Origin of the sequence: Microbacterium salsuginis (genome assembly GCF_012524205.1) — a bacterium.
Lineage (GTDB): Bacteria > Actinomycetota > Actinomycetes > Actinomycetales > Microbacteriaceae > Microbacterium > Microbacterium salsuginis.
The window spans coordinates 19,893-43,131 of the sequence record NZ_JABACI010000006.1 but is presented as its reverse complement, the minus strand read 5'-3'; the positions used below and the strand labels follow the sequence as shown (position 1 = coordinate 43,131).

General features: G+C 69.7%; 27 protein-coding genes. 6 read left to right on the top strand and 21 right to left on the bottom strand.

Annotation, left to right across the window (positions count from 1 at the left end; all coding sequences use genetic code 11):
* Position 1: 1 nt before the first annotated feature.
* The 13 genes from HF576_RS18900 to HF576_RS18840 form a co-directional block, all read right to left on the bottom strand.
* On the bottom strand, positions 2-691 hold the full coding sequence (locus tag HF576_RS18900) for a hypothetical protein (RefSeq protein WP_168914398.1): 690 nt from the start codon (positions 689-691) through the stop codon (positions 2-4).
* Positions 688-1,332 (bottom strand): hypothetical protein, encoded by a 645-nt coding sequence (locus HF576_RS18895; RefSeq protein WP_168914397.1) that lies wholly within the window; start codon positions 1,330-1,332, stop codon positions 688-690. Before HF576_RS18895 ends, HF576_RS18900 begins: the two co-directional genes overlap by 4 nt.
* Entirely contained in the window at positions 1,332-2,387 is a 1,056-nt protein-coding gene (pilM, locus tag HF576_RS18890; protein WP_168914396.1) for a pilus assembly protein PilM, read from the bottom strand. Before pilM ends, HF576_RS18895 begins: the two co-directional genes overlap by 1 nt.
* Positions 2,388-2,418: 31 nt before the next feature.
* Positions 2,419-3,264, bottom strand: a complete 846-nt coding sequence (locus HF576_RS18885) for a prepilin peptidase (protein WP_168914395.1) — start codon at positions 3,262-3,264, stop codon at positions 2,419-2,421.
* A 3-nt stretch (positions 3,265-3,267) separates the two neighbouring features.
* On the bottom strand, positions 3,268-4,875 hold the full coding sequence (locus HF576_RS18880) for a hypothetical protein (protein ID WP_168914394.1): 1,608 nt from the start codon (positions 4,873-4,875) through the stop codon (positions 3,268-3,270).
* Complete coding sequence (locus HF576_RS18875) at positions 4,872-5,408, bottom strand: type IV pilus modification PilV family protein (RefSeq protein ID WP_168914393.1); 537 nt, start codon at positions 5,406-5,408, stop codon at positions 4,872-4,874. Before HF576_RS18875 ends, HF576_RS18880 begins: the two co-directional genes overlap by 4 nt.
* Entirely contained in the window at positions 5,405-5,779 is a 375-nt protein-coding gene (locus tag HF576_RS18870; protein ID WP_168914392.1) for a prepilin-type N-terminal cleavage/methylation domain-containing protein, read from the bottom strand. The genes HF576_RS18875 and HF576_RS18870 overlap by 4 nt, the downstream gene beginning before the upstream one ends.
* 86 nt (positions 5,780-5,865) lie before the next feature.
* Positions 5,866-6,273: a prepilin-type N-terminal cleavage/methylation domain-containing protein gene (locus tag HF576_RS20655; protein WP_168914391.1), complete on the bottom strand. Its 408-nt coding sequence runs from the start codon at positions 6,271-6,273 to the stop codon at positions 5,866-5,868.
* Positions 6,274-6,493: 220 nt separating this feature from the next.
* Positions 6,494-6,793, bottom strand: coding sequence for a DUF1905 domain-containing protein (locus HF576_RS18860; RefSeq protein WP_168914390.1), 300 nt, complete (start codon positions 6,791-6,793; stop codon positions 6,494-6,496).
* 34 nt (positions 6,794-6,827) lie between these two features.
* Positions 6,828-7,256, bottom strand: coding sequence for an SRPBCC family protein (locus HF576_RS18855; RefSeq protein WP_168914389.1), 429 nt, complete (start codon positions 7,254-7,256; stop codon positions 6,828-6,830).
* 16 nt (positions 7,257-7,272) lie between these two features.
* A complete protein-coding gene (locus HF576_RS18850; RefSeq protein WP_168914388.1) occupies positions 7,273-8,070 on the bottom strand; it encodes a glycosyltransferase in 798 nt (265 codons plus the stop codon).
* A 77-nt stretch (positions 8,071-8,147) separates the two neighbouring features.
* Positions 8,148-8,801, bottom strand: a complete 654-nt coding sequence (locus HF576_RS18845) for a response regulator (RefSeq protein WP_168914387.1) — start codon at positions 8,799-8,801, stop codon at positions 8,148-8,150.
* Complete coding sequence (locus tag HF576_RS18840) at positions 8,798-9,994, bottom strand: sensor histidine kinase (protein WP_168914386.1); 1,197 nt, start codon at positions 9,992-9,994, stop codon at positions 8,798-8,800. Before HF576_RS18840 ends, HF576_RS18845 begins: the two co-directional genes overlap by 4 nt.
* A 122-nt stretch (positions 9,995-10,116) precedes the next feature.
* On the opposite strand from HF576_RS18840, the gene HF576_RS18835 reads away from it, so the two are divergent.
* The 3 genes from HF576_RS18835 to HF576_RS18825 all read left to right on the top strand — a co-directional run bounded on the left by HF576_RS18835 (position 10,117) and on the right by HF576_RS18825 (position 14,539).
* Positions 10,117-10,896: an ABC transporter ATP-binding protein gene (locus HF576_RS18835; protein WP_168914385.1), complete on the top strand. Its 780-nt coding sequence runs from the start codon at positions 10,117-10,119 to the stop codon at positions 10,894-10,896.
* Positions 10,881-12,578: a hypothetical protein gene (locus tag HF576_RS18830; protein ID WP_168914384.1), complete on the top strand. Its 1,698-nt coding sequence runs from the start codon at positions 10,881-10,883 to the stop codon at positions 12,576-12,578. The genes HF576_RS18835 and HF576_RS18830 overlap by 16 nt, the downstream gene beginning before the upstream one ends.
* Positions 12,579-12,658: 80 nt before the next feature.
* On the top strand, positions 12,659-14,539 hold the full coding sequence (locus tag HF576_RS18825; protein ID WP_168914383.1) for a glycosyl hydrolase family 28-related protein: 1,881 nt from the start codon (positions 12,659-12,661) through the stop codon (positions 14,537-14,539).
* Positions 14,540-14,650: 111 nt separating this feature from the next.
* On the opposite strand, the gene HF576_RS18820 is transcribed toward HF576_RS18825, so the two are convergent.
* On the bottom strand, positions 14,651-15,643 hold the full coding sequence (locus tag HF576_RS18820) for an aldo/keto reductase (RefSeq protein WP_168914382.1): 993 nt from the start codon (positions 15,641-15,643) through the stop codon (positions 14,651-14,653).
* Between the two features lie 157 nt (positions 15,644-15,800).
* On the opposite strand from HF576_RS18820, the gene HF576_RS18815 reads away from it, so the two are divergent.
* A complete protein-coding gene (locus tag HF576_RS18815) occupies positions 15,801-16,892 on the top strand; it encodes an aromatic acid exporter family protein (protein WP_168914381.1) in 1,092 nt (363 codons plus the stop codon).
* 20 nt (positions 16,893-16,912) lie between these two features.
* Here the strand turns inward: HF576_RS18815 and HF576_RS18810 are convergent, their stop codons facing one another.
* Positions 16,913-17,869: a L,D-transpeptidase gene (locus HF576_RS18810; RefSeq protein WP_240949046.1), complete on the bottom strand. Its 957-nt coding sequence runs from the start codon at positions 17,867-17,869 to the stop codon at positions 16,913-16,915.
* 113 nt (positions 17,870-17,982) lie between these two features.
* Here HF576_RS18810 and HF576_RS18805 point away from each other — a divergent pair, with 113 nt between their 5' ends.
* On the top strand, positions 17,983-18,696 hold the full coding sequence (locus HF576_RS18805) for an NADPH-dependent F420 reductase (RefSeq protein ID WP_343234350.1): 714 nt from the start codon (positions 17,983-17,985) through the stop codon (positions 18,694-18,696).
* On the opposite strand, the gene HF576_RS18800 is transcribed toward HF576_RS18805, so the two are convergent.
* From HF576_RS18800 to HF576_RS18785, 4 genes are all read right to left on the bottom strand, one after another.
* A complete protein-coding gene (locus HF576_RS18800; protein WP_168914379.1) occupies positions 18,674-19,123 on the bottom strand; it encodes a DUF2809 domain-containing protein in 450 nt (149 codons plus the stop codon). The two genes, HF576_RS18805 and HF576_RS18800, sit on opposite strands and share 23 nt — an antisense overlap.
* A complete protein-coding gene (locus HF576_RS18795) occupies positions 19,120-19,689 on the bottom strand; it encodes a mismatch-specific DNA-glycosylase (RefSeq protein ID WP_168914378.1) in 570 nt (189 codons plus the stop codon). Before HF576_RS18795 ends, HF576_RS18800 begins: the two co-directional genes overlap by 4 nt.
* A 48-nt stretch (positions 19,690-19,737) precedes the next feature.
* Positions 19,738-20,052 carry a hypothetical protein gene (locus HF576_RS18790; RefSeq protein ID WP_168914377.1) on the bottom strand — a complete coding sequence of 105 codons (315 nt, stop codon included), beginning with the start codon at positions 20,050-20,052 and terminating at the stop codon, positions 19,738-19,740.
* Between the two features lie 93 nt (positions 20,053-20,145).
* Positions 20,146-20,724, bottom strand: a complete 579-nt coding sequence (locus HF576_RS18785) for a hypothetical protein (protein WP_168914376.1) — start codon at positions 20,722-20,724, stop codon at positions 20,146-20,148.
* Positions 20,725-20,877: 153 nt separating this feature from the next.
* On the opposite strand from HF576_RS18785, the gene HF576_RS18780 reads away from it, so the two are divergent.
* Positions 20,878-21,456 carry a dihydrofolate reductase family protein gene (locus HF576_RS18780; protein WP_168914375.1) on the top strand — a complete coding sequence of 193 codons (579 nt, stop codon included), beginning with the start codon at positions 20,878-20,880 and terminating at the stop codon, positions 21,454-21,456.
* A 435-nt stretch (positions 21,457-21,891) separates the two neighbouring features.
* Here HF576_RS18780 and HF576_RS20825 read toward each other — a convergent pair whose 3' ends face one another.
* Complete coding sequence (locus tag HF576_RS20825; protein WP_168914374.1) at positions 21,892-22,350, bottom strand: protein-tyrosine phosphatase family protein; 459 nt, start codon at positions 22,348-22,350, stop codon at positions 21,892-21,894.
* A gap of 151 nt (positions 22,351-22,501) precedes the next feature.
* Complete coding sequence (locus HF576_RS18770; RefSeq protein ID WP_168914373.1) at positions 22,502-23,200, bottom strand: hypothetical protein; 699 nt, start codon at positions 23,198-23,200, stop codon at positions 22,502-22,504.
* Between the last annotated feature and the right edge of the window lie 39 nt (positions 23,201-23,239).

The following is a 23,239-nucleotide window of genomic DNA, read 5'->3' as shown; positions in this document are numbered from 1 at the left end:
GTCAGTCCTCGGTGCGGATGAAGGCGAGTGCGGTCACGGTCAGAGTGCCGTCGGCGAGTGTGCCGTCGATCGGCGCGAGCAGGCGCGGACCGCGACCGAGCGCGTCGATGAACGCGGCAGCCTGCGAGGCGTCGGCAAGTTCGACGACGATCGTGAGGGGTACCTGCTGCGTCGGCGAGGGGGCGGTGGCGCCGTCGGTGGGCGCCGTCGCAGCCGGGTCGGGAGCATTCGTTTCCGACGCGGTCGGCTCCAGCTCGGCCGGCACGGTCGCATCAGCCGCGGATTCGTCGGCGACGCCGGCCGGCGCCGTCGCCGTCGGGTCGTCTGTGGCACCACCGCGGGGCGCCCAGGGCTCGGGATCGCTCGCCGTCACGCTCGTGATGGTCGCCCCGGTGTCGGCGGCCGACGCGATCACGATCTCGAACACGTCGTCGAGCTGCGGGATCGCAGCGATCTGGCGGCGCAGGCTTGTGAGGTCGGCGGTGATCTCGTCCATGCGCTCGCGCTCGGCGGCGAGCGTCTGCACCTGGACGTCGTAGACGTCGTTCGTCTGCGCGACCGTACGGGCGGAGGCATCCGTCGTCTGCGACGATCCGTACATCGGCAGCGCGATCAGCGCGATCCCGGCGACGACGACACCGATGACGACCACGGCACCGAGGAGGTTGATGAGCTGCTTCGGGATGTTCACTCGCTCTCCTCCTTCGCGTAGGCGCCGGTGTAGACCGACTGGTCGAGCGCGATGCGGATCTCGTACGAATAGGCGTCCTGCTCGGCCGTGCTCTGCCAACCGTCTGCCTCGAGGACGCCCGGCAGCGGCCGCAGCGCCCGCACGATCGGCACGATCTCGGTCGGCGTCGCGCTGCTGAGCGTGAGCGTGCCCGAGACACCTTCTTCGGCGGTCGGGTCGTCGCCCTGCGGGGCCGGTCCGGGAGCCAGGCTGAACCCGGTGATGGACACACCGACGGGCAGCTGCTGCTGAACGGTCGCGATGAGCGGGCTCCACCGCAGGTCGGTGGCCATTGCGTCCGCACGGAACGTCTGCAGATCGGCTTCGAGATCCAGCGCCTGCCGCACATCGCCGAGTTCGGCGAGCTGGCCGAGCAGCGAGGAGGTGCGCGCCTGCTCGGTCACGAGGCGCTGCGCCGCGAAGATCTGCAGAGCGAAGGCGAGACCGGATGCCGTCGCCACGAGCAGCAGCGCCGCCACGAGTGCCCCGATCCAGCGCCGTGCGAGGCCCGCTCGCTGGCGGCGTTCCGTCTCGGCGCGCGGCATGAGGTTGACGCGCGGTGCACCGCCCCACGCGTGGACTGCCGGGTTCGCGGTCGCCATCAGCGAGCCTCCCCCATCGCCAGACCCACTGTCGCCACGAGGTTGAGCGCGTCTTCGCCGGCCGGCAGCTTCTTGCCGGTCACGAGCGCAGTGACGTCGAGGTGATCGACCGGCACCGGAAGGCTCTCGGCGAGCGCCTGCGCGACACCGGGCGCTGCGGCGCCGGCGCCGCTGATGAGCACACGGCGGATGGGCTGGCCGCCCGAGCGGTCGGCGTAGAAGGCGAGGGTGCTGCGCAGCCGCCCGGCCAGATCGACGACCGCGGACTCCGTCATTCCGACGGGCCGCGCGACGCGCGCGGCCGAGCGGAGGCGGCGAGCCGGCGGCGCATCGGACGGCGGCACCGTCTCGAGCACCTCTTCGACCGCGACGGGAGCCTCGTCGGCGAGCTCGGCGAACGCGGCGAGCTCGCGCGCCCGCACGGCGCCGGTGACGATGTCGACCGGGATGATCCGGACGAAGCGCGGGATGCCGGCCTCGACGACGACCACATAGCTGGTGTGGTCACCGAGATGGAAGGCGGCGACCGCCTCGTGCGGCGGGCACACGCGGGCGACCGCCCGGGCGAGGCCGAAAGGCGCGAGGTCGACGACGTCGACGGTGAGCTTGGCCTTCGACACCGCCGCGATGAGTTGCTCGACAGTCTCGGCGACCGCGGCGACCAGCAATCCGCTGACCTGATCGCCCTCTTGCGATGCCGGGTAGAAGTCGAGCACGGCCTGCTCCAGCGGCACGGGCAGCAGATCCTGCACCTGGTACGGCAGCGCCTGCCGCAGCAGGTCGGGACGCATAGCCGGCGCGGTGTGCTCGCGCACCAGGATGCGGCGGCTGCCCAGACCCAGCACGACGCGGCGCCCGCGGATGCCCGCGCGGCTCCAGAGCTGGCGCAGAGCAAGAGCCACGGCATCCGCGTCGAAGATCTCGGAGTCCTTCGCAGCCCCCGGCGGAAGGGGAACCGAGCCGCTCGCGATCAGCGCGGGAGTGCGTCCGGTGCTCACCTCGGCCGCTCTCACGCCCTCTTCGGTGATCTCGAGCCCGACGATCGTGTGCGCCATGGCCATTCCTTTCCGATGATGTCGCCGCGGATCACGCGACGAAGAATCCGATGTACCAGCGGGCGATCGTGTCGCCCGCGACGATTCCCACCCACGCGCCGGCCAGCATCCACGGCCCGAACGGGATCGCCGATCGCCGCCCGGCGCGCCGCGCGAGCAGCAGTGCGAGGCCGAACACGCCGCCGAGGAGGAAGGCTGCGAACGCCCCGACGACGAGCGGCCCCCAGCCCAGCCAGGCGAGGTAGATGCCGACGACGCCGGCGAGCTTGACGTCGCCGCCGCCCATGCCGCCGGGGCGGATGAGGCGCAGGATGAAGTAGAAGGCGTACAGGCCGCCGCCGCCGATCGCCGCCCTCACCAACGCCCACCAGTCGGCCCCGAGCACGCACGCGAGCGCGAACAGGACGCCCGCGACGAGATAGCTCGGCAGCACGATGGCGTTGGGCAGCCGATGCGTGTCGAGGTCGATGAGCGTCAGCGCGATGCTGATCGCGGCGAAGTACAGATACGCGACGATGACCACAGCGAGCGCGCCCCAGCCGGCCTCCGGTCGTTGAGCAGCCGGAGCGAGCCCGAACGCGTCGAGGAACATCCACACGACTCCGACGAAGGCGATCCCCGTCGCGAGTTCGACGAGCGGATAGCGGGCCGAGATCGGCGTCTTGCAGTTCCTACACCGGCCACGCAGCGCCAGCCACGACACGACCGGGACGTTCTGCCACGGCCTGACCGGCGCATCGCACTGCGGGCAGCGGCTCTCACGCGTCAGCGGGATGCCGGCCGGCACGCGGTACACGACCACGTTGAGGAACGACCCGATGACGAGCCCGAAGACCCCCGCCAGCACAAGGAGAAGGAGGGTGCCGAGTCCTGTCATGGGTCAGCGCTCCGTCTGGTACGCGAGATGCTCGAGGCGCGTCACGGTGTCGGACGGATCGAAGATGCCCCCGGCGCCCTTGACTCCGCAGGCGAGGTTGCCGACGACCGGCTCCCAGCTCATCGGGGTGCAGGTGAAGGTGCCGGCGTTCAGGTGCAGTCCCTCATTCCCCATGTAGATCTGGCCCGTCATCGTGAGCGCGATCGTGTTGCTGATCCCGCAGGAGCTGTAGATGAGGGCGCGCAGGTTGATGGACGTACCGACGGCCAGCTTGTCGGGTCCGGTGGTGCACGTGGGCTTGATGTCGGTGCCGTCGGCGTCGAGGTGCACGATCAGCAACTGGGGGTTGCCGGCCCCGGCCGCCTTGCGCAGGTGACCGCCGAGCTTCAGGTCCATGTTCGACGTCGACGGCACCACGATGACCGCGTCGCGGGTCATCTGGGGGCTTCCGGGATCGACCGTGATCGTGCTCTTCCCGCTGACGCTGGCCGCGCACGCCGACATGTCGACGATCGCCCGCGAGGACTCCGTCGATGACAGGACCGCCTCGAGCGCAGCACGAGAGCAGACCCCCGTGTACACCACATCGGTGCCCGTCGCCCAGGGCGTCGTGCTCGTGAGCTCGATCCACTGGGTCGCGTCGAACACCTGGTCGAGAGTCGGCGAGATCACCGGCCGCGGCTGACCCTGCAGAACAGGAACGCCCGCTCCCGCCTCGTCCTTCCACCGCGTCGCGCTGTGGTTCTTCATGACGCCGGACGTCGCGAAGGTGCCGTGCACGATGCCCGAGCCGTTCTTCGTATCGATGTCTCCGGCGGCACGGATATCGCCGCCGATCTCGACGCTGTTCGCAGTCAGCAGGATCGATCCGTCCACAGAGATGACGTCACCTCCGACGCGGAATCCGTGGTTTTTCACGTCGATGAGCCCCCGCACGTAGACGCTCCCCGACACGACGCAGTCGCCGGTCAGCTCCAGTCCCCCGTTGAGCACCCACAGGTCGCCGTCGACCGCGATCCCCGAACCGTTGTTACACGCGTAGTTCCCGACGTCGCGGATCACCAGGTCGCCCTGATAGGTGGACTTCGTCGCCTTGAACTCCCCCTCGAAGAACGCGAGCGTGCCCGCGGGCTGCGTCGCCGGCCCGTGATACCACGGGTAGACGGCGTCGACCGTCGCGTCCGAGCCCTGCAGACCCCAGCCCGTCGATCGGATGGCGACCCACCTGGTGAACTCCGTAGGACAGTCGAGCGTGAATTCCTCCCACGACGCCGGACGATCAGCGTTGATCGAGCTGCGGATCTCGTACTCGTACCGCGGAGTCGTCCCCGTCACGCTGGCGCCGGTGGCGAGAACGCGGGTGCAGTCCAAGCCGTCGTCGCCGATGGCCGCGGCGAGGTGACCGACCGCCACGTCGCGTCCGGACTCGGCGGCGACAAAGGCCTGCGTGTCGCCTTGGTTCGCGACGTTCGTCCGGATCGTGAAGACGACGGATGCCGCGACCGCGCTCGCCACGATGACGCCGACGAGCATCACCACGATGATCGTGACGAGCATGGCCCCTCGGTCGTCGTCGACCGTCGTGCGGGCGCGACGCCAGATGCGGCTCACCAGCATGGCGCCGTCACCCCCGCCGACACGTTGATGCGCGTTGCAGTCTCGCCGGCAATGCGAACGGGCGCGGCATCCGTCGCGATCTCGAAAGCGTAGGCGACGCCCGCGTCGTCAGGCGTGAAGAATGCCTCAGCACCGCTCGGCAGGATTCCGCTCTCCCACACCGTCCAGCCCGACGGCGCCGAGAGAGCGGAGTCGGACAACGCCGTGCGTGCGTCTCCGCCCGAGAACACGAATCCCTGACACTCCAGGGCGCCGGCGAGGGATGTGTGCACGCGCAGCGTGGCGCCTGTTGGGTCCGTCGCCACATCGACCGCGACCGCGTTGCGCAGCGCGCGCTCGATCGTAGCGCCCATCGCCTGGCCGCGCGCAGTCGCCTCGCTCATGCTCAGCACGTCGCGCTGCGCGTTCACGGAGTTGATGAGGATCATGGCCGTCGCAAGAAGAAGGGTGCTGGAGACCAGCACATAGATGATGAGCTCGACCAGCGTGATGCCGGCATCGGACTCGGTGGCTGAACGGTCGGTCATGGGATGAACACGATCCCGGACACCTTGCTGAGGGTGTCTCCCGACAGGCTGACGGCGGTGAGCTCCAGGGTGACCGTCGTCCCTCGCGCGGGACAGCCTTCGACGGTGCCGGAGGTGCGGATGTCGCGTCTGGCTCCGTCGACGACGGTCTGTGGGTCGGCGACGGCTTCCACGTTCGCGCACGTCGGGTTGTCGCGGGCCCGCTCGACCAGGGCGTTCAATGCCCTCGTCGCCGTCGCCGTCGCGGACTGCTCGGACGAGAGTCGTACGCCCTGCACCAGCGCCGGCAGGATGGCGAGAGCGACGACCGCGAGCAGGAACATCGCGATGATGACCTCGACGAGGCTGAAGCCCTGATCGTCGCGCGCCACGGTGATCACCTCCCGGCCGATCATGGTTCGGCCAGGTCCGGTGCCCCCCGGGCCCGGACCTGGCCGATCGTTCGCTGGAACGGGTATCAGGGAGTGGTAGTCGCTGGCGGGCAGCCGGGGCCAGAGGTGGCGAAGTCGACACCCGAGGTTGCAGTTCCGCGCGCGGCCGAGACGCAGAACCCATCCAGTGACCGATCAGTGCCAACCCAGTTAACGGTTACGTCGTCGCTGTTCAAGTTCGCGAAGTCGAACCCTGTCAGCCCGTCTTGAGCGATCGCCGAGGCAGCCTGGCTCGCCCCGTTCGCGGCGGTGGTCTCGAGAGCGTTGCGCTCGGCGTCTGCCTGAAGGCTCATGAAGATCGGGATCGCCACGGCAGCGAGAACGCCGAGGATCACGACGACGACGATGAGCTCGATGAGCGAGAAGCCGGCCTCACCGGACTCCTCACGGCGGGCCTTCTCGGCCTGGATGTAATTACGCACGAAGGAACGCATTGCGGTTCTCTTTCTCTAAGGATGACAGAAGACATCCCTGATCAGACCGCGTTTTCGCCCAGTCGCCCAGTCAGTTCAGGCTGGCGATCGAAACCATGCGAGTGCATGTTCCCAACCCCCGCGGACAATCATGAGAGAACTCTCATCTCGAGTCAAGCCAGCTCGCTCAAGATGCGATCAATGATTCCTCAGGACGTTGAGCAAACTGCTGAGGAACGCCTCAGGCGTCGAGCACTTCGATCCGGACAACCACCGGTCCACCCTCGACGATGCCCTCGGCATCCCGCACCGATTTCTTGAGCGGAAGCACGTACGAGCCGCTCTTCGAATCGGGGAAGATCGAGGTCGTCCATTCCGACCTGCCGATGCGTGCGCGCACGCGGACCGCTCCGAACCCTCGGTAGGGGCGAGGGATCTCGCGGATGTCTTCGCCGAGCTCGGGCGGCACCGCCGTCAGGTACATGGCCATGTCGTCGCGCGCGCTCCACCGGAACACGTCGGACTCGAACTCGATGATCACACTGCGAGGCTAGTCAAGACGTCCGACTCGCGCGTCAGAGATGCTCGCCGGGCGTGCCGCCGTACCGGTCGATCAAGCGCTGCAGGCAGTTCGACCAGCCCTCGATGTGGCTCGCCCGCTCGTCGGCCGAGACGAAGCCCGTGTGCCGCACGATCACGCGCGTGGCGCCGTCTGCCGCGGCCGCGAGCGTGATCTCGACGTCCGTCGCGTGCTCCTCACCTGCCCACTTCCACGCGAGCCGCAGCGACTTCGGCCGATCGACCGTCAGCACGGTGGCCTCCACCGCGAGCTCGGCCACATCCGAGCGGATGTGCCACCTCCCGAGCTCTCGCTGCTCGACCAGAGCGGTCGTCTCGAACCGCGGCGGCCAGATCCATTCGGCGAGCCGGTGAGACTCGGTGAAGTCCGCCCACACGGTATCGACGGATGCCGCAACCAGCGCCTCTTCGGTGAGTTCCAGCATGTCGCGCTCCCTCGGTTCAGCCGCCGTAGCGGGGTGCCCATTCGTCGCTCTCGGGTTCCCAGTTCGGGACCGCATCGGCCTCGGCCGGCGCCTCGCGACGACGCCACGCGGCGCCCTCTGGCCAGCTCACCGCGAACGTCGTCGCCACCTTCGCGATGCGCCGCGACAAACCGGACAACGTCTGCACCGGCCGTGCTGAGACAGGCATCCTCAACTGGGGGTCGTAACGCACGCCATCCGAGGCGCGAAGGCGGATCGTGAGGTCCAGATCGTCGTGGATTCGGTCGTTGCCGCGGTCCACCTGCTCCCGAACCCGCTCCCAGACGCCCGTCCGCATCGCGAAGTTCGAGCCGAAGACGAGCGGGATGCCGAGCCATTTCTTGATCCAGTAGTGCCCGCCGCCGATGTACCAGCGCTCGCCCAGGTAGTTCTGGAGCGGAGAGCCGCCGTAGAACTCCGCACTGCCGGTCAGCACGCCGAGCGAAGGGTCCGCGACGAACGCGCGCACCAGCCGTGCGATCCAGTCGGGGTGCGGGCGCGAGTCCGCGTCGAGCCGGGCGATGATGTCGGCCTCACCCATCGCCTCGTCATAGCCACGCGCGGCAGCCGGCCAGATGCCGATCACGGGCTCGGTGACCACGACCGCGCCGTGGCGGCGCGCGACGTCGGCCGAGGCATCCGCGCTGCCGTTGTCGACCACGATCACCTGATCTGCGGCGTGCGTCTGCGCATCGAGCGCGGCGAGGCACTCCTCGAGGAAGTCCGCGTCGTCGCGGCACGGAATGACGACGACGATGCGCGGGACGAGGGGCACAGCCACACGATACTCCCGCCTTGCGACGTGGGCGGCGCGCCCTGCCGACTCGCGATTTCGAGTCGTCTCGGGTTCGCTCACCGTCCGCTGCGCCGGCGGGACTCGTGCGCGGCGACGGCCAGCTGCACGCGGTTGTCGAGGCCGAGCTTGCTCAGGGACGACGAGATGTGAGCCTTGACGCTGCCGACCGAGAGGTAGAGGCGCTCGCTGATCTCGGCGTTGCCCAGCCCGTCGGCGACAGCCAGGGCGACCTCGCGCTCGCGGTCGCTCAGTCCCTCGAGCGGATCCTCCGCGGCCGGTCTACCCTCTGTGGCGACGTGATCGATCAGCTGGCGCAGCACGACCGGCGACACGCTCGACTCGCCCGCGGCGGCCGCGTGAATCGCGGCGATGATCTGGTCGGGCGGCGTGTGCTTGAGAAGGAATCCGGATGCCCCGGCCCGCAGTGCATCGAGCACGATCGGCTCCGCACCGAAGGTCGTGAGCATCACGACCGCGGGCTGCTCACGGACCGCCGCGCGCAGCTCGCGCAATGCCGTTACGCCGTCCATCCCTGGCATGCGAACGTCGAGCAGGACCACATCGGGCCGCTCCCGGACGACCGACGGGGTCAGCTCACGCCCGTCGCCGGCCTCGCCGACCACGTCGATCCGCGGGTCGCCGGCGAGAAGCATCCGCAGGCCCGCGATCACGAGCGGATCGTCGTCGACGAGCAGCACCCGCACGCTCATCGCGTGCCCGCCGGAAGCTCGGCGACGAGACGGAACTCGCCGTCCTCGACTCCGGCGCGGAACGACCCGCCCTCGATCCGCACCCGCTCCTCGAGTCCGATCAACCCGTTGCCCTGGGCGGGCACGTCCCCGCGCGTGATGCCCGGCGGGACGGGGTTGGAGGTCGTGACGGTCAACTGCGCGCGGTCCTGGTGCAGCCGCACCGTGACGGGCGCGGCCGGCGCGTGCTTGCGGGCGTTGGTGAGCGCTTCCTGCACCACGCGGTACGCCGCGCGCTGCGTGGTCTCGCGCAGCCGCTCGGGCCGCGCGTCGCTGTCGAAATCGACGTGCTGCCCCGCAGCCGCGGCGTCGTCCAGCAGCCTGTCCAGGTCGGTCAGGCGCGGTTGCGGCGCCGCAGCGCCCAGTTCGCCGTCGCTGCGCAGCAAGCCGAGAAGCTCGCGCAGGTCCTCGACGGCTCCCTGGGCGTTCTGACGGATCACGCCTGCCGACTCCTGCAGCTCGATCGGATCGGGCGGATGCGGGGAGCGCGCGCGGTACTCCAATGCACCTGCGTGCATCGACAGCAGCGAGATGCGATGCGCGAGCACGTCGTGCATCTCTCGTGCGATGCGCTCCCGTTCGTCGCGCTGCGTCGTCGCGAGACGCTCCTCGTAGCGCTCGCGGTCGCGCGCCGCCTCCTCCCGCAGCCCGACGATCAGCTGCCGCCGCGCCCGCCCGAGAAGGCCGATGCACAGCGAGAGCGCGTACATGAGCGGCACGACGATGAGCCACACGAGCCACGTCATGCCCGGCACCGGAGCGACCGCGTGGTACGGCAGAGCAGCGAGGACGTGCAGCGTCGTCAGCAGCAGCGCCCAGCGGATCGGCGCCAGCAGCCCCATCCGGTAGACCGCGACCAGCGCGCCGACCATCGCGGTGATCGACACGGCGCCGGGCACGATCAGCAGGACGCCGACCGCGACGGGATAGCGCCGCGTCCACCAGATCGCGGCCGACGAGAGGACCCCCAGGGCGATGTCCCACGGCCACCACCATCCACCGACCTCCGGGTAGGCGCTCGGGCTCGCCGTCACCCAGCCGACAAGGAGAGCGAGCGCGAACAGCAGGCAATCGGTCACCCATTCCCCGCGCGTGCGTCCCGCCGCGGGCGACAAGCGTTCGGCCACCCGCCGCCACGTCGCAGAGGTCGCCATGCCTCGATGATACGGACGACGGATGCCGCGGCATCCGCTCGACCGTATTGTCCTGGCCGATCGGCGCGGAGTCTGGCCGATCGACCGGCGCGCGCGACGCTCTGCCGGCGTGGAATGGAGTCATGACAGCACCTCGCGACGACACACCGGCCCTGGAGATGCGCGCCCTGCGCCGAGAGTTCGGCGACAAGGTCGCCGTCGACGACATCGACCTCACCGTTCCCGTCGGCTCGTTCTTCGGCGTGGTCGGGCCCAACGGCGCCGGCAAGACGACGGCGCTCTCGATGGCCGTCGGCCTGCTGCGGCCCTCGTCCGGCAAGGCGTTCGTGCAGGGATTGGACGTGTGGTCCGATCCGGTCGAATCCAAGCGGCGCCTGGGCGTCCTTCCGGACGGGCTTGCGCTTCCCGAGCGGCTGACGGGCGGCGAGCTGCTCACCTACTGGGGACGCTTCCGTGGCATGCCGGCCGAGACCGTTGCGGCCCGCACCGCAGAGCTGCTGCGCATCCTCGAGCTGGACGAGGCCGAGCGCCTGGGCACGCTGGTCGGCGAGTACTCCACCGGCATGCGCAAGAAGATCGGCCTGGCGACCGCCTTGCTGCACACGCCGCGCGTGCTGGTGCTCGACGAGCCGTACGAGGCGGTCGACCCGGTGAGTGCGCGCGTGCTCACCCGGATCCTGCGGCGATTCACCGAGACGGGTGGCTCGGTCATCATCTCGAGCCACGTCATGGCCTTGGTCGAGCAGCTGTGCGACCGGGTCGCGATCGTCGCCCACGGCCGAGTGCTGGCGCAGGGCACGCTCGACGAGGTGCGGGCAGGGTCCAGTCTCGAGGACCGGTTCGTCGAGCTCGTCGGCGCTCCCGAGTTCGATGAGGAGGAGCTGTCGTGGATCGGTGGCTGATCTCGCTCAAGTTCGCGATGCTGCGCAACTCCTCGGCGGGGCTGCGCCGCGCCGGCTGGGTGATCGGCGCGCTTCTCGTCGCGGCGACGTGGGCAGGGGCCGCCCTCGCCGCAGACACGGCCATCCGTCACGACGTCCTCACGCTGGTCTTCGCGACGTGGCTCGTCGGCGGCATGTTCGGGCCGGTGCTGATGAGCGGTGCCGGGGTGCTCCGCGCCGACTACTTCTCGCTGCTCCCGCTGTCGCGCAGTCAGCTCGGGCGGGGGCTGCTGGCCACGGTGTACGTGGGTGTGGCGGCGACCTACGTGCTGCTGGCGTTCCTGGCGGTGAGCTGGCACGCCGCGGTCCTCGACCCGGCGACGATCATCGTGGCCGTGGTCGGAGCAGTTCTCACGTGGGTCCTCGTCATCGCGCTCTCGCGGCTGGTCTACGGCGCGCTGGGTGCGGCGATGCGCACGCGGCTGGGCATCGAGATCGCGGGGGTGCAGTGGGGCATCATCCTCGCCGCGATGTTCGCGGGCTGGATGATCGTCTCGGTCGCCTTCCAGTCGATCCCGCAGCTGCTGCAGACCGGTCTTCCGGCCGGTCCGATCACCGCCGTGCTCGATGCGCTGCCGACCTCGTGGACGGTGCTCGCGGTCGAGTCCGCCGCGGTGGGCGACTGGGGCATGGCCGCCGCGTTGCTCGCGGCACTGCTGGTGCTCGATGTCGCGTGCGTCATCGGCACGGTCGCGCTGCTCGTGCCGCGCTCGCAGCGAGTCACCGCCCGGCGGGGGCGACCACGCTCGACGTCGCTGGTCGCCGGCGGCGGCATCCTTCCCGCCACGCCCACTGGCGCCGTCGTCATGAAGGAGCTGCGGCAGTGGCGGCGGGACCCGTGGCGCGCACTCGAGGCGAGCACCGCGGTCTGGACGGGAGCCGTCATCGGCGTGTTCGCGCTCCTCGGCGGCTACACCGCGCCCGCCGGCGCGTTCGCGGGCGTGATCGTCGCCATCATGGTCGCACTGGCGGGCTGCAACCTGTACGGCCAGGACGGTTCGGCGGTGTGGCAGAACATCGTGGGCGAGAGCGCGTCGTCGGTCCGCGCCGACGTGCGCGGCCGTCAGTGGGCGATGGCTCTCGTCTTCCTGCCGCGTGCGCTCCTCGTCTCGGTCGTGTTCATCCTGCTCGCCCAGGCGTGGTGGGCCATCCCCTTCGTCGTCGCGGCGCTGCCGGCGACGGTGGGCGCCGCGGCCGGAGCCGCGATCCTGACCTCGGCCGTCGGCGTCTCACCGGGAGTCGATCCGCGACGCCGGGTCGGACCGAACGACGCCAACGGCAACATCGCGTTGCACGTGTGGATCGCGCTGATAGCGACCTCGATCGGCGTCGCTCCGACCGTGGCCATGATCGTGTGGTCCGCGACAAGCGGATCGACGGCGGTGATGATCGCGACCGCGGTCGTCGGTGTGGCCAACGGCTTCGCCGCCGCGTGGCTGCTCGGCCGCATCGCGATCGGCTACCTCTCGACCCGCATGGTCGACGTGTTCAGCCGCATCCGGTACGGGCGGATCTTCCGCGACAAGGGCTCGGGACTGCTCGATCAGATCGCGGCGTCGACGCTGAAGGGCGAGCAGGTCGCGCTGGAGGCCAAGCAGAAGGAACGCGAGAAGCGCCTCGAACGGACGAGAACTGGATCTTGAGACCGCTCCCACGAATGGTTACAGTCCAGTAAGTAACGCTGCATCCGCCGCGTCACCACCTCGATGGAGAGGACTCGTCCATGCACGCTCCCCCTGCCCGCCGCGTCGTGCGTCTCGGCGCGGTGGCCGGCGCCGTCGCGCTCGTCGCCGGCACCCTGCTGGCTGCCCCCGCGATGGCCGCCCCACCGCGAGCCGTCGATCCGTTCGCTCCGGATCTCGGGCCGAACGTCACGATCTACGGTCCCGACACCCCCGTGGCGCAGATTCAGGCCGACCTCGATGCGCTGCACGCGCAACAGGTCGACGCTGAGATGAGCACCGCCCGGCAGGCGGTGTACTTCCTTCCCGGACAGTACGGCTCCGTCGAGCAGCCGCTCCAGGCCAAGGTCGGCTACTACACCGAGATCTCGGGCCTGGGCGCCTCACCCGAGGACGTCACGATCCACGGCGCCGTCGAGGTGTACAACCGCTGCCTCGAGGGCGGCGGCACGGCGAACTGCCTCGCGCTGGTGAACTTCTGGCGCACGATCTCGAACCTCTCGATCGACATCGACAAGTCCGGCCAGGACGGCTGCCGCGCCAGCGCCGAGTTCTGGGCGGTGTCGCAGGCGGTCTCGATGCGCCGGCTCGACGTGTCAGGCGGCAACCTGTCGCTCATGGACTACTGCACGGCGGGCCCGCAGTACGCGAGCGGCGGGTTCATCGCCGACTCGCGCCTGCCCTCGGTGACGAACGGGTCGCAGCAGCAGTGGCTCATCCGCAACAGCGAGGTCGCCGGGTGGTCCAACGCGGTGTGGAACCAGGTGTTCTCGGGCGTGGTCGGCGCTCCCGATGACGCCGCCTTCCCCAACCCGCCTTACACGACGCTCGACTCGACACCCGTCAGCCGCGAGAAGCCGTACCTCTACGTCGACGACGACGGTCGCTACCAGGTGCGCGTGCCGGCCGTGCAGCACGAGTCACGCGGCATCAGCTGGGCCGACGGTGAGACCGCCGGGCGCAGCATCCCGATCACGGACTTCTTCATCGCGACGCCCGACGACTCGGTGAAGGACATCAACAACGCCCTGGCCCGAGGTCAGCACCTGATCCTCACGCCCGGCGTCTACGACGTGGATCGCACGATCGAGGTCAAGCGCGCCGACACCGTCGTGCTCGGACTCGGGCACGCGACGCTGACGGCTGTCGGCGGTGCGACTCCGCTGGAGGTGAAGGATGCCGAGGGCATCGTGGTCGCCGGAGTCACGATCGACGCCGGCGCCGAGCTCTCGCCCGTGCTGGTGCGCGTCGGCAAGGCCGACGGCGGCAAACCGCTCGATGCCGAGAATCCGATCACGCTCAGCGACGTGTACTTCCGCGTCGGCGGGCCCCACATCGGCAAGACCACGACGGCGCTCGAGGTCAACGCCGACAACGTGCTGATCGACCACACCTGGGTATGGCGCGGCGATCATGGCGTCGAGGGCTTCACCGAGGGCGTCAACGGCGACACCGACCGATGGCACACCAACACCGGCACGAACGGCGTCATCGTCACCGGCGACGACGTCACGGCGACGGGCCTGTTCGTCGAGCACTTCCAGCAGCACAACACGCTGTGGAAGGGCGAGAACGGCCGCGTGGTGCTCTATCAGAACGAGCTGCCGTACGACCCGCCGACGCAGGCGGACTGGACGCAGCCCGACGGGACGCTCGGATACCCCGGTTACGTGGTCGCCGGCGACGTCACGACCCACCGCCTCGACGGCGCCGGCGTGTACGTCTTCAACCAGAACAACCCGGCGATCGTCACGGCCAACGGGTTCTCGGTGCCCCAGACGCCCGGCGTGCAGCTCCACCACATCGTGACGGTGAACCTGAGCGCCGGCACCATCGAGCACGTCGTGAACGGCATCGGCGGCCAGGCCGACAACACCAACACCGGCGCGCCGCAGTACGTCGTGGACTACCCCGCCCCGTAGCCGCCCTGGACGCGTTTCGTCTCGCTCGTACCTCGCTCGCTCAACGACCGGCAGGGTTCGGTCGTTGAGCGAGCGGAGCGAGACGAAACGCGCCGGACGCCCCGGCGGCGCTCACCACTGGGGGTGGATCGCCTCGCGCAGGCGACGGTCGTACACGTCGCGCACGACGGCGTCGAACGCGCCGATGTCGAAGCCGCCCTCGAGCAGGGCTGCGGCGTCCGCGTTGGACTGCGCCTGTCGCACGTTGCGCGCACCGGGGATCACGCTGGTGACGCCCGGCTGCGCCGCGATCCACGCCAGCGTGGCCGCGGGCAGGGTGATTCCCGCCGGGAGCGCTGCGGCGAGCTCGGCCGCGGCATCCAGTCCCGTCTCGTAGTCGACACCCGAGAACGTCTCGCCGCGGTCGAATGCCTCGCCGTGGCGGTTGTAGGTGCGGTGGTCGTTCTCGGCGAAGGTGGTCGACGATGTGTAGCGGCCAGAGAGAAGGCCCGACGCGAGCGGCACGCGTGCGAAGATCGCCACTCCGGCGGATGCGGCGGCCGGCAGCACCTCGTCGAGGGGCTTCAGCCGGAACGGGTTGAAGATGATCTGCACGTTCGTGACATTCGGGCGGGCGATCGCCGCGAGCGCCTGGGCACACGTCTCGACCGACACCCCGTAGGCGGCGATGGCGCCGTCGGCGACGAGCGCGTCGAGCGCGTCATAGGTGGCGGCATCCTCGATCACCGCGGTGGGCGGGCAGTGCAGCTGCACCAGGTCGAGCGTGTCGACACCGAGGTTGCGACGCGAGCGATCGGTCCACTGCCGGAAGTTGTCGGGCGAGTAATTCTCAGGCTCCTGCGCGAGCCGCCGGCCCATCTTGGTGGCCACCGAGATGCCATGACCGGGCCGCTCCGCGAGGAACCGGCCGATGATCGTCTCGCTGCGTCCGTCGCCGTAGACGTCGGCGGTGTCGAAGAGGGACACGCCGCGATCGACGGATGCCGCGAGCACCGCGGTCGCGTCCTCTTCGCTGACCGCACCCCAGTCGGCTCCGAGCTGCCACGTTCCGAGCCCGACCGCCGAGACCGATCGACCGGTGCGTCCGAGGGAGCGCTGCTGCATCAAATGTTCCTTTCGTCGGCGGCCGAGAAGAACCGCCCGGTGTCGCCACGCGTGTGACCGTGGCTGGTGATGACTGTTCGCTCAGGTGCACCGCCTACCGTAGCGGGAGAGCCCCGCCATCTGTGCCGTCGAAGGCCCCTGTGACGAGAGGAGCAGCGTGACAGAGAAGCGCACACACGTCGTCCGCCGGCGGGTCGCCGAGTGGACGTCGGAGGTGGCGAACCAGCCGCGGCTGCTGCTGGCAGGCAAGACCGCTCTGGCCGCGGTGCTCGCGTGGTACCTCGCGCCGTTCATCCCGTTCGCGGAGGACCAGTACTCGTATTACGCACCGCTCGGCGCCCTGGTCACGATGTACCCGACCCTGGCGCGGTCGGCCCGCGTGGGTCTCGAGGCACTTGTGGGCCTCGGGCTGGGGATCGCACTGGGACTGGCCGGCCTGCTGCTCGTCCGAGCAGGCGCCCCCGGCGGCGTGGGACTTGCCATCGTGATCGCGGCCGGAGTGCTGGCAGGCGGGATACGGCGCCTGGGCGCGGGGGGCGACTGGGTCGCGCTCGCCGCGCTCTTCGTGCTGCTCCTCGGCGGCAGCGACGCAGACGAATTCTCGATCTCGTACCTGGTGACGATGGCCTTCGGAGTGGTGGTCGGGCTGGCGGTCAACCTGCTGGTGTTCCCACCGCTGTACCTGAGGCGCGCGAGCGGGCGCCTGTCGGCCCTGCGGAGCGTCGTCACCGAACGACTCGAAGAGCTCGCCGAGGCGGTCGCGGCCGGCGGTCTGGACGCGAACCGGCTCGGAGCGGCCCTGGGTGAACTGGGAGACACCATCGCTGCCGTCGGCGACGAAGTGCGCGAAGCCGAGGAGAGCAGTCGCGGCAACCCCCGTGGCCGTCGCGTCCGCGGCGAGGTGCAACAGGAGAACGCTCAGCGGATGTCGGCGCTCGAACGCACGTCGTTCCTGACGCGTGACCTCGTCGATCTGCTGCTGAGGATGCAGGAGAGCCGCAGTCCGAGCCTCGGGCCTGCTCAGCGTGAAACGCTGGCCGCCGCGATCCACCGCGTGGCCGACATCGTCGGAACCCCGCTGGGCGCGGACGAGGCCTCCGACCGGCTGGACGCCGCGACGGCGGCCGTCGACGGGTTCCAGCGGACGATCGACGAACGCCTGCCGGCGTCAGCGTCGGAGAGCGCCGACGAACTGGCGGCGCTGGTGTGCCTACGCCGGATCATCGATGCCTCGCGCCCGTTCGTGTGACCCGCGCCCACGGGCCCGGTTCACGGGTTCACGATCACCGGCGTTCCGAGCGGGAGAGCCGACAGCTTGGTGATCGCCTCGGGGTCGACGCGGAGGCATCCGTTCGAGATCGGTCCCGAGCGATCGTCGTGATAGTGGAAGGCGGTGACCGCGGCATCCGCTCCCCCGAAGCCGTCCAGCGTCGGCGACTGCACCGACAGATACACGATCGGATGGCCGCGCGTGTAGCCGTACTCGGGCACGACGCGGGTGGTCATGATGAACGCACGACCCACGGGGGTGGGTGTGGCGTCGGTGCCCCACGCGAAGTCTCCGGCGATCCGCTCGGCCACGCCGTTGCGGACGATGTCGATCGTGCGGGCCGAGATGCTGACCACGACGGTCTCTGTGGACGGCGCGACCTCGACGTCCGAGACGCGCAGCCATCCCGCCACCTGCGCCGGGTTGCCCTGCGACGGCATGGCCTGCCGTCCCGTCAGCAGCACCTTGATCCAGTGCTCCTGCCGCTCGATGACCGGCACCGTCGTGCCGTCGTAGGCGTATTCGCGCGGCAGGTAGGCCACCGGCTCGCCGCGAGGATCGGCCCAGACCGGCGCACCGACCCCGAGCGGGACCGCGCGCTCCGCGGTGGTGGGACCGAAGGGCGAGTCATCGACTGGTAGCGACGGGATCACGGCGAACACGTTCACCTGCGGGAGCGTCGACACATCGTACGGGTTCGCGTTCTGCGGGAAGCCTGCGACGGTCGGAGTCGGCGAGGCCGTCGGAGCGGGGGTGGGTGTCGTGGTGGCTGTCGCGCTCGGTGATGGGGTCGCCGCAGCGCCCTCGTCCGCCGGAACGCCGCGCAGCACACCCACGACGATGGCAGCGATCAGGAAGACCGCTGCGCCGGCCAGCGCCCACCAGACGGCCCGCCGCCGGCCGCCGCCCGCATCCCCCGTCGCGGGGGCGCCGTTCGCTGTCGATTCATCCCCCATGAGTCCATGGTCGGTCGCGATGACAGATGCCGCAACCGCGCAGGCCTCGCGGCCGAGGTGTGTGGCTGCTGGCCGGCTCCAGTGACGCCCGCTCGTCGGGCTACGCTGGCGCTGTGGGCGCAGGCGACGAGAGCATCCGCGTCGTCGGGATCCTCGGCGCCGGCAGGGTAGGGCTCGTGCTCGCGCGTCTTGCCGTGAATGCCGGGTATCACGTCCTCGTCGCCGGCTCCGGCAGCCCGGGACGCATCGCCTCGCAGGTCGCGGCGCTGGGTCCGGCGGCGACCGCGGCCGAGGCATCCGTCGTCGTCCGTGAGTCGGATGCCGTCGTTCTTGCGCTCCCGCTCCCCCGCTACCGCGACCTCCCCGTCGAGGCGCTCCGGGGCATGCTCGTGATCGACGCGATGAACTACTGGTGGGAGGTCGACGGGCTCCGGGACGACTTCGCCGACCTGCGCACCTCGACGAGCGAGATCGTGCAGGGCTTCCTCGCCGGCTCGCGGGTCGTGAAGGCGTTCAACCACATGGGCTATCGGGATCTGGACGACGAGGCGCGGCCGGCCGGCGCCTCCGGGCGCAAGGCCATCGCGATCGCCGGTGACGACGCGGGCGACCTCGCGATCGTCGCACGTCTCGTCGACGCCTTCGGCTTCGACCCGGTGGTCGCGGGTCCGCTCGCCGAGGGCATCAAGCTCGAGCCCGGCGCAGAGGCCTTCGGCGCCGACGTCGACGCGGTCGAGCTTCGCGCGATGCTCGACCGGTTCCCGGCATCGCAGCGCGGGCGCATGGTCGCGCGTGCTCGCGGGATCAGGCCCGACGCGCCGGGTTGACGAAGCCCAGTGCCCAGTCGAGCGCGGTCAGTGTCGCGATCGTGACGACATAGACGACGAGATCGCGACCGTCGAACACCGTGCCGAACACCAGGGTCGCCGGTGCGAAGCTCGCGCCCCACACCGACGGCAGCCCCGTGAGCTGGAACAACTCGACACCCACGCACCACGCCGCGGCGATGCCACCGGTCGCGAGGACGGGAAGGCGTGCCGCGATTACGACCAGAGCGAGGTACGCGGCCGCCGCGTAGAGCGCGTCACCGGCGATATCGGTCGCCGCAGTATCGGGGAGCAGGCCATGCACCGCGAGCCCCGTGACGACCACGCCGGCGAGGAGGATGATGGCCGCGATCCGACGCGTGCGAACCGTCCGGCGGGGCCGCCCTGAGACCGCCGTGTCCGCACCGGGCTTCACGGCATCGTTCATGCGATGACCCCGGCCGCCCGCGCGGGTGCGGCGTACGCCGTTGCGAGGGTCGCGACGGTGTCATGCGCGTTCAGCCCGCTGGGGTTGGGCACCACCCAGAGCTCGGAACCCGCCAGCGTCTCGGGCTGACGACCGCCCGTGGCACGCGGGCGCCCGAACCCCTGACGGTAGGCCGTGAGCCCGACGACCGCGACCACGCGAGCACGCCAGCGGGCGGCATCCTGAGCCAATCGGTCCGCCCCTTCCCGCAGCTCCGTCCGAGCGAGCTCGTCGGCGCGGGCGGTCGCGCGATGCACCACGTTGGAGATGCCGATGCCGGCGTCGAGGAACATCCGCCGGTCGGCCTCGGGCAGGCCTTCGTCATCTATGCGAGGCAGCCGCGGGATGATTCCGGCCGCCACAAGGGCCGGGTAGAAGCGGTTCCCGGGGTGGGCGAAGTGAACACCGGTCGCCGCCGTCCACAGCCCCGGGTTGATGCCCACGAAGACCAGGGCGGGATGGCTCGGCATGAGATCGGGCACGCTTCGGCCGCGGTGCGACTCGAGCTCTGCGCGCGTGAAACCCATCGCCCCAGTGTCTCGCACGAGGGCGTGCGAAATGGACCGTGGCCGTGCTCAGGTGGTGCCGGTGCGGTGCTCCTCCAGCGTGAAGTAGTTCGACGGTGACCCGTCGGCCCGCGTGTCCTGGTACGAGAAGCTCAGTCCGCGCTCATCGAACGCGGCGAGCCATTCGTCCCAGCTGATCTGGCGCAGGTCGCTGGTCTCGGTGTCGAACCCGAAGTCGAAGTCGAACCGCAGCGCACCGATCCCGCCGGGATTCTGCGGGTCGTCGACCGTCGCGGGGTTCGCGTGCCGGTCATCCGCCCATCGCCGGATCTCGTCGTGGTCGGTCGTGACGTGGCTCTCGGCCTGTTCGTTGTGCTCATGCATGGTCGCCCTCCTCTCGGCACCACCCTCCGACCGTTCGCGGCCAGCTTCCAGGGGCTTGCCCAAGCACGTGGCGCGCGCTACGCGGGGACGCGATCAGCGCAGAAACGCCGCCGCGATCACGACGAGACCGAGGAGCGTGTCGAGCACGGCGCAGAACTCCGCCATCGACGGCATGACGACGCGCCGGGCGCGGAAGTGCACGACATCCCACGACGCGTGAGCGAGGAGGCCGACCCCGACGAGCAGACCGGCGGCCGGCTGGCCGATGAACATGACGGCGACGGCCACCGCCGCGATCACCGCCATCGCGAGCAGCTGCAGTGGCAGACCCCACCCGGGCCGGATCGCACCGCGCACGAACCCGAGGACCGCCAGCACCGCACCTCCGCCGAGCAGCACCCACGTCGGGTCGAAGCCGGGCACGGCATAGCCGATCCCGATGACCACGAACGTGAGCCCGAACAGGGGCCACGCCGCACGCCGGGAGCCGAGCGCCGCGGAACCCAGGTAAACGAATCCGGCAGCCGTCAGCACCTGCGAGGCCTGCGCCGTATCGCTGAAGCCCACCCACAGCGCCACCGACAGCGCAGCCGCGAAGAGGACCGCAGCGATCGCCGGCCACCGTCGGAAGATCCACGGCCGGCCCGCGCGCGTGTCCAGATTCGCCGTCATCGCATCACCACGCGTGAGTATGCCAGAGGTTCGCCCGGATGGATGGAGAAATCCGCCGCGAAGGTGTCGGATCGGGGGTGGGACGTTCGTAGCAGTGGTGAGAGGCGGCACCGACCGGCGGCCGCCGTACCGAACCGACACAAGGAGTCCATCATGACCGCGACGTACACCTTCGACGTCTTCTCCAGCCTCGACGGCTTCGGCGCCGCCGGCGGCGACTGGACCGGCTACTGGGGCAAGCAGGGCCCGGAGCTGCTCGCACACCGTCTCGCCCTGTACGGCGAAGACCAGCGGCTGGTTCTGGGGGCGCACACCTATCAGGACTTCGCCCGCATGCTGGCCGAGAGCACGGAGGAGTCCGACGTCCGCGACCCGTGGGTGACCCGCATGATCACGCTGCCCACGATCGTCGTCTCCGACACGCTCGAAGAGCCGCTCGACTGGCACGATGCCACCGTCGCGCGCGGTGGCGGGGTCGATGTCGTGCGCCGCTTGAAAGAGGAGTCCGACGTGCCGCTGCGCTCCCACGGAAGCCTGTCGCTCAACCGGGCGCTGATGGCGGCGGGCCTAGTCGACGTCGTGCAGGTGACGTTGTTCCCGGTGATCACCGGGCGCACCGGCATGGACCGCATCTTCGAGGGCGCCGAGGACTTCGACCTCGAGCTGATCGACACCGTGCAGCTCGACGGCCGCACCCTCGAGCTCACCTACCACCCGACCCTGCACGGGTGAGAGGTCGGGCTGCGGCATCCGTTCCGGCACTCCTCCACAGGAGAAACACGCCTCCACAGGACGTTCGCGACTGAAAACGTCCTGTGGCGGCCCGGTTCCCCTGCGCAAGGCCGCTGCGGCCGAAGGAGTGAGCTCATGCCCGCACTGCGCAAGCGGGCCATGGTCCGGCCGATGCTACGCGCGGCATCGGTCTCGTGTTCTGTGGCGTTCATACTCACCTTGCTGAGACAACGCATCGTGCCAGTTCGGTGTTGGCACGCTGAAGGAGAGTTCACCGTTGATCCCGAGGGGTTCAGCCACCCGGTTATGCAGCAGAACATCTCCGTTGACGCGCACGAGGACCGCATGTGGACGCGGAGGACGTGGCACGGCCGAAGTCGATGGAATTCGGCTTACGGGTGAACGCGATGGTGCCGCGACTACGCTCGCGGACCGCTACGCGTCAGGACGCTCTCCTTCGACACGGAGCCGCGCCGAGACCTCACTGACCCACCTGCGCTGTCTAGGTGTCTCCACCGCAGTGGCCCGATAGTGCGCGCGCACCCAGTTGACGGCATTCTCCGGATCGATGCCGCTCATCATTGCAAGCACCGACAGCGCCGTTCCCGTGCGGCCGTTGCCGCCGTCGCAGGCGATCTCGACGCGTTCTGACTCTGCCCGGGCGTGGGCTTCCCGGAGAACGATCAGTGCGTCGTCAGTCGATTGCGGAAGACCGAAGTCTCGCCACTTCAGCCAGTGGCTCGGCCAGTCCAGGACCCCGGGATCCCGACCGACCAGGTATACCCCGAACTCCGGACGGATTCCCGCACCGAGCGGACGGTGAAGTCCCCTCCCTCGAAATCGGCGACCGTCAGGGAACTCAACGATTCCTTCTCCCGCTTCCCAGATCGCCACGGCCCGACACTACCGACACCCAAGCGGTGCCGACACATCGATCTCACGCTCACGGCTTTGCAGGCTCCGTCCAGGTGCGATCGTCCGTGCTACGGACCCGGCAGGCGGGGGGCGGTCCGTCGCATCCCGTGCGCCGTCCCCTTCCCCTACGTCAGCGAGCTGCGGGAGTCCGAGTGTGTAGCGCTAGGCGTACGTAGGGAAGGTGATCCCGTGCGATGACGACGGTCGTGACGACGTCGGGACGGAGCTGGGCGCCGACGGCGTACACGAAGGGGTCGGTGTCGATCTCGACAGCCGGTACGTCCACGCCGTCGATCTCGAGTCGGGCGGCTGTGTTGACCGACGACAGACGGACCATCCATGCGCCGTCCTCGGTCGGGCCGGGCGCGAGCCCCAACTCCTCTCGGAACTGGTTCGTGAGGATGTGATTCGTGTGGTCGACGAGCTGGCGCTGCAGGGTGGTGTATTCGGAAACGTCCCTGGACCAGCACGTGCGAACGGCTTCCCAGAGTCGGGGATAACGCATCATTTCCACCGCCTCGATCAGCCAGGCAGGGCGAGGCCACGGCGGAACCGTCTCGATCGACGCTTGCTCCTCCGGTTCGAGGTCCTTCAGATTCACGGGGTCGGCACGATCGTCGGGATTCCTCCAGAACGTGTACGAGAAGCTCACCGCGAGTTGCGATCGCCCCGCGCTGCCCGTCGACTCCATGATTCCGGGACGGTCCACGTCCTCGATCGCCGGTTGCGGGACCAGACCCATGAGCGGGAATCGAAGGCCGAGCAGACGCCGCCCGGATTCCAGACGAGGGTCGGGGGCGTCCTCTGGCAGCACTTCGGCGAACTGCATGGTTCGAGCGTTTCGGATCCGACGCTTTCAGCAACCGTT